Genomic DNA, 6575 nt, shown 5'->3' with positions numbered 1-6575 from the left:
CTGTGTAACGGACACAACACTTTACGCAGGCTGGGGGGATGCTGTTTATATCGATGCCGAGGGTAACACCCAGTCTTACTGGAACTTTGGTACTAACAGCCAGTTACCTGCGCTTAACCTGAACGGCACCTTGTATCGTGACAGCGATAGTGATGGTGTTATTGATCATGAAGACGCCTTGCCAGAAGACCCGACGGAAACACGTGATTTCGATCAGGATGGCATGGGTGATAATGCCGACATAGATGATGATGGTGACGGCTTTGATGACACCCGCGACCAGTTCCCGTTTGATGGCAGCGAATGGTCAGATCGCGATGGTGATGGCGTCGGTGATAATGCAGACCGGTATCCGGATGATGCATTGGACTGGGCCGACCGCGATGGTGATGGTATAGGCGATAATGCGGATCTTTATCCGGATGATGGGTCGGACTGGGCCGACCGTGATGGTGATGGCGTTGGAGATAATGCGGATCTTTATCCGGATGATGCAGCGGACTGGGCCGACCGCGACGGTGATGGTATAGGCGATAATGCGGATCTTTATCCGGATGATGGGGCGGACTGGGCCGACCGTGATGGTGATGGCGTTGGCGATAATGCGGATCTTTATCCGGATGATGCATCAGACTGGGCCGACCGCGACGGTGATGGTATAGGTGATAACGCAGACCGGTATCCGGATGATGGGTCGGACTGGGCGGATCGTGATGGTGATGGTATAGGTGATAACGCAGACCGGTATCCGGATGATATGGACAATGACGCTATCCCGGATGAGCTTGATCCTGATAACGCTGTGGATAATGGTCGTCCGGTTATGATGCCGTTTGACTCTGACCTTAGCCTTGCGGTTTCTGATGATGCGGGGCTTTTTGCTGAGCTGTCTGAAACTCAGTTTCTTGAATGGAAAGCCAGCGCTTATGCGGAGGATGCAGTTGATGCATCGGCATTACTGACATACCGGGTTTACTTGCAAGGTGATGAACTCATCGCGGATGAGGATGATATTGTCAGGCTGCCGGTTGGCTTACATCGTGTTGAATGGTTCGCTTCTGACCTGGCAGGCAATATGAGTGAGCCAATGCCTCAGCTCATCCGGATTTATCCTCGTGCTCGTTTTGAGCAAGCTGAGTCGCTGATGGGTGAAAACGCGGTTGCAGATGTCTGGTTGTCGCTTAGCGGACCGTCACCAGAGTATCCGGTGCAGTTCAAACTGAGTATCGATCAGCAGTTGTCGACGGCTGAGCAGAGCGACGTGGATGCTGCATTTTCATTAGATGCTGAGCATTTAGTGACACTCTTACCCGGGGCTGATAACACTCCCGCGACCAGGGCTGCTTTTCAGCTACCCATAGCAGTAGACAGTGTGTTTGAGCAGCGAGAGATTCTGCTGATTAATCTTGAACAGAGCATGATTGTTAGCGCTGAAGGGCGAGAATTGGATATTGAGCCCGAGTGGCAGCAGCACAGCCTGTTGATTACGGATGAAAACCTGCCTCCAGAGATTTCTCTGTCTGTTAAGCAGGCAGGGGCTGAAACCGATGTTATCAATCGCGCCGCTGGCGATGTCTCTGTTGAAATACGAATTGTTGACCCTAACGGAAATGACGGACACCAGATTGCCCTGAACTTTGGGGGGCTGGTAGCGGTCGCCCCGAATACCCGCCAGGTAACATTTTCACCTCTGGGTCTTACGTCAGGTGTCTATCGCGTTTGGATCAATGTGACAGATGATGGCGTACCAGCGCTATCATCGGTTCTGGAGAAGGCAATTGAGGTGGTTGACGTGGAGGCGAGTACAGAATCGGCCGATGGCAATGACCAGAATGAGGACGAAAAGGAAAGTAGCTCCGGCTCGGCCGATGGCAATGACCAGAATGAGGACGAAAAGGAAAGTAGCTCCGGCTCGTCCGGCGGCGGCTCCCTTATCTGGCTCCTTACGCTATCGCCTGTACTGCTTGCCACACGGCGTTGGCGCCTGGCGAAAGCAGCCTGATTGCTGAGCTGGCAGAAACAAAGCCCCGCCTGTGCGGGGCTTTTTCATTTAAAGGGAAAAAATTAACGGCCATTCAACGACACTTTACTGGCCGACCCGGGTCGCCTCTTGCCGCCTTTTTGGCCATGTTGTAGGGTGCCGCATTCCTTTTTCTGCGTTAGGCATAGCAAACGTGAATTCCTGGCATTTATCTCAGGCGGTACGCTGCATTCGCAGTGGTGGTGTGCTGGCCTATCCGACCGAAGCTGTATGGGGGTTAGGCTGTGACCCTCGTGACGATGACGCCATTGCGCGCATTCTCGAATTAAAAGATCGCCCGTGGCAGAAAGGGTTGGTGATGGTGGCGTCGTCACTGGAGCAGCTGCACGACTGGATCAAGCCGCTGTCGGCAGACGACCTGAATCAGATCTGGCCAACCTGGCCGGGGCCGGTGACCTGGGTGCTGCCATGTCACGAACAGGTTTCGCAGATGCTGCGCGGGGAACATAATAGCCTTGCCGTGCGTCTTACTGATCACCCATTGGTCAGACAGCTGTGTGACGAGGTCGGACCTCTGGTGTCTACCTCGGCCAACCCTGCCGGAAAAGAACCTGCCCGTGATGCCTTCCGGGTACGACAGTATTTTGCTGATGAGCTGGATTATATTCTGCCGGGCGCCCTCGGCGGTCGTGCTCAGCCATCGGAAATCCGCACGCTGACAGGTCAGCGTCTGCGTTAATTGAGGAGTTACTCATGAGTCAGGCTGGTACAGGTTGCGATGTTGCAGCCGTAAAAGCCTTCCTGCTGGATTTGCAGGATCGTATTTGCAGCGCACTGGAAGCGCAGGATGGTCAGGCGGTATTCGTTGAGGATGCCTGGGAACGTGAAGGTGCCGAAGGTGAGCTGGCTCTCACCGGTGGTGGTCGTACCCGTGTGATTGCCGATGGCGCCGTTATCGAGAAAGGCGGTGTGAATTTCTCTCACGTACGCGGTGAGCGTCTGCCAGCTTCTGCTACCGCTTCCCGCCCGGAACTGGCAGGCCGTAGTTTTCAGGCCATGGGTGTGTCGCTGGTGATTCATCCGCACAACCCATACGTACCGACTTCCCACGCCAATGTGCGTCTGTTCGTTGCCGAAAAAGAAGGCGAAGAGCCGGTGTGGTGGATGGGCGGCGGTTTCGACCTGACTCCTTACTACGGCTTTGAAGAAGACGTGGTGCACTGGCACCAGACCGCTAAAGACCTGTGTCAGCCATTCGGTGCTGAGGTGTTTGCAAAGTACAAAAAGTGGTGCGACGACTACTTCTACCTTAAGCACCGCAACGAAGCGCGCGGTGTCGGCGGTCTGTTCTTTGACGACCTCAATCGCTGGGATGGCGAGCTGAACTTCGAAAAAACCTTCGCCTTCCTGCAGGCGGTGGGTAACGGCTATATCGACGCCTATGTGCCGATTGTGGCGAAGCGCAAAGACACCGAATACGGTGAGCGCGAGCGTAAATTCCAGTGCTATCGTCGTGGTCGTTATGTGGAATTTAATCTGGTGTTCGACCGCGGCACTATTTTTGGTCTGCAGACCGGTGGTCGTACTGAATCCATTCTGATGTCACTGCCGCCGGTGGTGCACTGGGACTATGACTGGAACCCGGAACCAGGCTCACCTGAGTCGAAGCTGTATACCGACTTCCTGCCACACAAAGAGTGGGTGTGAGGCGTGTATGACGGATCTCTACAGTGTGATGGGCAACCCCATTGGCCATAGTAAGTCACCACAGATTCACGCCGCCTTTGCGGCGCAGGCCCGGGACAATATGCTCTACACGGCGCAGCTGGTGCCGCTGGAAGGGTTTGCTGACGCCGCTGAGCGCTTCTTTTCGCATGGTGGTGCGGGGCTGAATATCACCGTGCCCTTTAAGGAAGACGCCTACCGCTTTGCCGGAGAATACACCGAGCGTGCTAAACGTGCGCAGGCGGTAAATACCCTTAAGCGTATGGCAGACGGCACCGTTCTGGCTGACAACACCGATGGTGTTGGACTGGTGCGTGACCTGACGGTGAATCATCAGGTTGAGCTGGCAGGCAAACGTATTCTGCTGCTGGGTGCTGGCGGTGCCGTGCGCGGCGTGCTGCAGCCATTACTGGAGCAGCAGCCAGCAGAGCTGGTGATTGCCAACCGCACGGTAAGCAAAGCCGCGGCACTGGCAGAGGATTTCGCTGATCTGGGTAACGTCTCTGGTTGTGGTTTTACTGAGGTAGAAGGAGCGTTCGATGTGATCATCAACGGCACTTCGGCCAGCCTCAGTGGTGAACTGCCGCCGTTGCCGGTATCGGCTTTAACCCCGGCAACCGTGTGCTACGACATGATGTACGGTAGCGGCCTGACGGTATTTAACCAGTGGGCACAGGATAACGGCGTAACCACCACCATTGATGGTCTGGGTATGCTGGTTGAACAGGCTGCTGAAGCCTTTACCCTGTGGCGTGGACATCGCCCGCAGACCCACAATGTGATTGCTGCTCTGCGTAACGAGCGTCGCACTCACCGCTAAGACCAGCCTCTGCTGTTCTGGTGTCGCTATCAGAACAGCAGATTCAGGCGCAGGTAAGGGCCCCAGCGAATATCCGTACGTTCGAATGACGACACAATCTCATCGTCATCGACTTCAGTGTCTTCCGACACCCCGTTCAGGTAGGTTTCAATGTCGACACTGATACCGGTCTGAAAAGACACGCCCAGCCCGCCTGCATCGACCGAACGCACCTGCCATAAATAGCCGGCTTCCAGCGCGCCGTCCAGAGCCAGACCAATATCACTGCTATGCGACTTGCCACTGACCTGTTCAGCATCGCGTACAACATCCCGGCCAATATCGTACTGATAAAGACCGATACCGAAGCGGCCGTCGATATAGAAATCACGGTAGCTGAACAGATAGCGGCTGGCGTACTGTGAGGTGTCGTAGCCTATGACAAACAGCAGCTTTTGCAGACTGAAATCCGGGTCGAAATACAGCAGCGGATCGCTGAGGCCTGCTTCATAAAAAGCGATGGCCATCGGCATATTGTTACGCACATAGCTGCCCCCCATAAACCAGCCCAGCTCCTGGGTGACCATGGCCGAATAACGGCGGTAATCGTTTTCAAAGGCAACGACTTGCTGCTGATCGTTAGCGTCCTCGTAGGTAGCAATGCCGCCGGCTTTCTCGCTGGCAACTTCGAGGCGCAGTACAGCAGGACCCTTAAACAATCCATCGATACCCAGCGCACCCCAGAGTTTGTGGCTGGCCGTTTTTTGCAGCGAATTCATATTGCGCTCAGATTCATTTTTCAGATAGCTCAGCGCCAGCTGGGTGCGCATAAAACGCCCGGCGAAACGGTATTCAGTAAGCATGGAGTCGTTCATTTCATACTCTGTGGAGGACAGCGATTTGCTATCGCCATCACCATTGCTGGGCTCTTTAGTGCTCTGATTTACATGCCAGCGGGTCAGGCGTAAACCGACGCTGGCCGTGATGTCTGCTACATCGACAGACTGAAACGGGTTGTAGTGCGGCTGCTGGTCATGCAATGACGAAGGCTGAAAATCGTAGAAATAATTGCCGGTCAGCGCATCGGAACTGACGTGCAGCTCGCCATCGAGGCTTTGATAAACCATGGGGCGAACACCGCGATCGTCTTCAACGGTATTGGCGACGGTGTAGTCGCTCACCGAATCGCCCTTAATACGGTAAAGGCGCAGACTTTTGTTGCGCTTATTCATGTATTCGTACACGGCCAGCCACTGACTGTTCTGGCTGGTCGGGAAAACGCTCAGTACCTGATCAATATCGCTGCGCTCATGCAAACTGCTGAGTACCTGCGTGAATCCTTTGTGGTTACCCACGTGGACCTGCATTTTTTCGTCTGCGTAGGCGAGGGCCCAGTAGCCTGAATAAGACGTGCCGAAGGAACTGGCAACAGGGTTGCCCGACAGTCTCTTTTTCTCACTACCGAGGTATAGGGTGTTACCTGACAAGCACACGGGCGTGCCCGATACGCTGATAATGCTTTGGCTGACGGCAGTGGCCAGGCAAGCTGCGATCTCGCGCGAGACCTTACCATGCCGTTTGCCGCGTCCGCTGCGGCTGGCAGAGAGCAGGTAGTAGTCTTCGTCATCGTGGTAAATCGCCCAGGTGGCACCGTCATAGCGGGATTGCGACACGATGGCTGCATCTTTGCTTACGCGGAATTCGGCATTGCCGATGCTGATCCAGTAGCGGCAGCGGTCGTCTTTGCACTGACTGCGGTGACCAGCCGCTGGAATATTCAGGCTGGCGAGGTACTGGTTGTAACTGATGCCCTGTTTTGAGTGCGGTATGTGTTCCCAATGCTGTGCGGCAACAGCCGATGCGGCCAGTAACCATCCGAGAGCGAATGTAAGCAGGCGAGGAGTCATTACTAATCCCTGTGAAAGACCCGTAAATTGTAGCGCTATCAAACGGGGTTTGCTTTCACACAGTCGGGTTGCAGGCTTAAAAAAAAGGTTCATCGCATTTAAGCGTGAAAAATGAGAACGGCAGTAAAATCGGTTAAGTTTGCATTCGCCAAAACCCAAACAA

The 6575-nt window shown here is 54.6% G+C and carries 4 protein-coding genes and 1 pseudogene; 4 read left to right on the top strand and 1 reads right to left on the bottom strand.

Features of this window, described 5'->3' with window-relative positions; all coding sequences use genetic code 11:
- From I9W95_RS05725 to aroE, 4 genes and pseudogenes are all read left to right on the top strand, one after another.
- A pseudogene (locus I9W95_RS05725) lies at positions 1 to 2002 on the top strand (hypothetical protein); the annotation flags it as partial.
- Positions 2003 to 2174: 172 nt separating this feature from the next.
- Positions 2175 to 2720: an L-threonylcarbamoyladenylate synthase gene (locus tag I9W95_RS05720; protein ID WP_225672764.1), complete on the top strand. Its 546-nt coding sequence runs from the start codon at positions 2175 to 2177 to the stop codon at positions 2718 to 2720.
- Positions 2721 to 2734: 14 nt separating this feature from the next.
- A complete protein-coding gene (gene hemF, locus I9W95_RS05715; protein WP_225672763.1) occupies positions 2735 to 3688 on the top strand; it encodes an oxygen-dependent coproporphyrinogen oxidase in 954 nt (317 codons plus the stop codon).
- Between the two features lie 7 nt (positions 3689 to 3695).
- Positions 3696 to 4526, top strand: coding sequence for a shikimate dehydrogenase (gene aroE / locus I9W95_RS05710; RefSeq protein ID WP_225672762.1), 831 nt, complete (start codon positions 3696 to 3698; stop codon positions 4524 to 4526).
- Between the two features lie 29 nt (positions 4527 to 4555).
- Here the strand turns inward: aroE and I9W95_RS05705 are convergent, their stop codons facing one another.
- Positions 4556 to 6412, bottom strand: a complete 1857-nt coding sequence (locus I9W95_RS05705; protein WP_225672760.1) for a hypothetical protein — start codon at positions 6410 to 6412, stop codon at positions 4556 to 4558.
- Positions 6413 to 6575: the final 163 nt, after the last annotated feature.

Origin of the sequence: Thalassolituus marinus, assembly GCF_020320395.1 — a bacterium.
GTDB lineage: Bacteria > Pseudomonadota > Gammaproteobacteria > Pseudomonadales > Oceanobacteraceae > Venatoribacter > Venatoribacter marinus.
This window is presented reverse-complemented; position numbering and strand designations above follow the sequence as displayed.